The organism is Desulfosporosinus cupriresistens, from assembly GCF_001707885.1.
Lineage (GTDB): Bacteria > Bacillota > Desulfitobacteriia > Desulfitobacteriales > Desulfitobacteriaceae > Desulfosporosinus.
This window is the reverse complement of record NZ_MASS01000117.1, coordinates 1-3,397: the sequence shown is the minus strand read 5'-3', so window position 1 is coordinate 3,397 and position 3,397 is coordinate 1. Positions and strand designations below refer to the sequence as shown.

Genomic DNA, 3,397 nt, shown 5'->3' with positions numbered 1-3,397 from the left:
GAGAACGTCCTATACTGGAAAGAGAAAAATCCAAAAAATCCAATCAGCTAGAATTAAAGAAAAAAAGAACCCAATTTGAGAGGAGTTATTCACAACATGAAAAAGACGAAAAAAGCTTTAGCATCTTTAGCGATTGCTGGTATGGCAATGACCATGATACCATTTAACGCCTTTGCTAATACCACAATCCCAACTCGCTTAGCGGGTATAACTGCTGAACAAACCGCAGTAGCCATTGCTGATCAAACAGGTTATACCGGTACAGCAATTCTCGCCTCATCAGCTTCTTATGGCGCCTCGGATGCCTTGACCGCCGGCCCACTCGCTGCGTTCTTAAACGCTCCGATACTTTTACAAGGCCCTGGAGCTGCTCTGAATGCCGATACTAAAGCTGAACTCACAAAACTTAATGTTACGAAGGTTTATGTAACCAGCGGAACAGCAGTAATCAGCCAAGGAGTTATTAACGAATTAAAAGGCATGGGTATTACTGTTGAGTCCCTTGGTGGCGTTGACCGTTTCGAAACATCTGTAAATATTGCTAAGAAAATGGTTGAACTGGGTGCTCCTGTGAATAAAGTCGCAGTTGCTTACGGTTGGTTAAACCAAGATGCTCTTTCCATCGCCTCAGTTGCCTCTGCAGCTAAGGAGCCGATTATCTTAACTGAAAAATCGGGACTGTCTGCAAGTGCTAAAGCTTTCTTAGCTGCAAACATAGGAATCACAGCCTCGGATGTAATCGGTGGAACCGGCGTGATCGATGCTTCAGTTATGACTCAGTTGCCAAACCCAACTCGTCACTATGGAATCACAGCCTATGACACGAATAACCAAGTTATCCAAGACTTCGCTTCTTCCCTGAAGTTCGATAATGTCTATGTAGCCAATGGCAAAACGGGTATTGATGCTCTCGCCGGCGCACCACTGGCAGCTCAAACGAACTCTGCTATTGTTCTGACCGACGGAGCTAGTGTTCCTGCTGCTGCCGCGTTCACCCACAGTAAATCGTCTGCTAGCACAGTTGTTACAGCGCTTGGTGGTACAGCGGTTGTTCCTGAAAACATTCGTACAGGCGTTGCTGCCGGTGAAGTTACAACCGTACCGGGAGATTTGGCGATTACTTCAGTAACTGCCCTTGATGATACCAACCGTTTCTTAGAAATCGACTTTAGCAAAGCGGTAACCAGTCTGGAACCTTCAGATATTACCATTGAAGATGCAGCCACAAAAGATCACTACGGTGTTCAAGAAGTCAAATTGTCTGCCAATGGAATGGCTGCGACAGTCACATTGTATGCCGCTGATTCTTCAGATGCCAACGTTCTTCAGTACCTTACCGATTATACCGTGACAGTAAACGTCAATGGACAGATGTTGACAGCTAACTTCAACCGTTCGTATTCCATGGAAACCCTGGTACAATCGATTGATGTAGATAATAGCAAGATCACCGTTCATGACACGAAATCAGATACTGTAAAAACTCTTAAAGTCCTTGATCCTAAGTTTAATTATGAAGCTGCGTTAGGTGAAACCGTACAGGTTTGGTATAACAATGATAATGAATTACTGAAATCTCAAGTTATGACTTCAAGCGCCAAAGAAGACGCTATTGAAGTGACCAAAGTAGACCAAATCAAAATGGTTAGCGAAGACAAAAAGTATGACGTTACCAGTGATAACTTCTCCAATACCTCAACGGCTAAATTTGCCTTCTATGTAAATGGTGCGAAAGCAAATATTGCGGATTATGTAGGTCAAAAACTCAACTTTGCCAAAGTAGGCTTTGACAAATCTGGGGACATTGACTTTGTCAGTGCGTATACCTTAAAAGATTTCTTAATCTTCAACTCCGTTGACGGAGACGAAGTTCTAGGAGTTAATGGAAGTGGTTCATTTGACGCATCCCACGCAACGATCGTTAAAGACGGAGCCAATATCACGACAGCTGATCTCCAAAAAGGCGATGTAATTTTCTATAATGAAGATGCCAATGGCGGAGACGGTTACGCAGAAGTTTACAATAACCAAGCGGCAACTGGTGAGATCACAAACGTGTATAGTAACGCAGTCGAAGTCGGCGGAAATAGTTACGAATTTGATTATGACTCCAATGACTACGACTATAACCAATATGCCGTTTATATTGACACAGACGGTAAAGTAAAAGATGTTGATTCCGATGCAGCCGAAGCACTGCAAGCTGCCGGTGATGTAGCCCTTTACACCGACCATGCAGGAAACCTAGTCTATATTAGTGGAGATGTAGCAAATATCACCACCAATGATAAGGTAGCAGTATTAACGGACAGCATTATAGGTTACTCTGAAGCTAAGGATAAGATTGACGTTGAAGCTGTAAACCAAGATGGCGATGAACTTTCCTATGATATCAATTTGGATAGTCTCGACACAATTACGCTAAACGGCAAAGATTATGATATTGATAACACCGCTGGAGCTAATAGTGATTGGAAAGCGACGTTAGCTGGTGCTGGCATCACACTGCACGATAATTCTGCAGGAACTAGTACAGCAACTGACGTAGTAATCAACTTCAGTGCCGAGGGTAGCCAAGGACACATGGTTAAATTAGATACCGATGACAATGGCAACCTTAAACAAATTGAATTCTTTAATAGCACCACAGCGTCCTACGGTTACGGCACAATAACCAGCCTCAAAGCCGGTGACACCTATGTGAACGGCATGAAATTGACTTCAGGAACCATCATGTTTGATGCAACGGATGCTGGTGCGGCCACGAAAGCAGGCGATTATGTAGAATCGACTTTCGGAGACTACAACGGCTCAGACATTACGAGCGGAAGTTATATCTATAATGACGATAATGAAGTCGTAGCAATTTGGTTCGATGCGACCTCAGCATCCGATACAACGTATGATGAAGCAGTAGTGACTAACGTTCTTCGCGATACCGATGACAAAGTAGTAAGTCTAACAGTATACGCAGGTGGCAAACTACAAACATTGGCAGCCGATAAGATTTCAGGATTAACAACGAGTGACGATCTTAAAAAAGGCGATGTAGTAGTGCTTGAATTTGACAAAGGAAATCTTGCCTTAGTCAAAGACATTGCTACAGCCACTCATGAAATCGTGGATGGAACCGCGAATGAGTATGGAGATCGTGTAGTAAGCCCAGTAACAGTTGGGACAGATGGTGTCGATGTTGGTAATAAGAAAGTTACAACAAGTGACGGTACGTTTACCCTTGCTGATAACGGTTTAGTGCTTGATGTCACAGATCCTTCAGACATTTCCGTGAAATCTTTAAGTGATCTTCGTGGCGAAACGAACGTAACTGTTGTCCGAGATGCTACAACTGGCTCATTTGCTAAGTTCTTCCTTTACACGAAGTAATTAGCCTAGATCT

General features: G+C 43.4%; 1 protein-coding gene. It reads left to right on the top strand.

Going from position 1 to position 3,397, the window contains the following annotated elements:
• The first annotated feature begins 96 nt into the window (after positions 1–96).
• A complete protein-coding gene (locus tag DSBG_RS21380; protein WP_068967019.1) occupies positions 97–3,384 on the top strand; it encodes a cell wall-binding repeat-containing protein in 3,288 nt (1,095 codons plus the stop codon).
• Positions 3,385–3,397 lie beyond the last annotated feature (13 nt).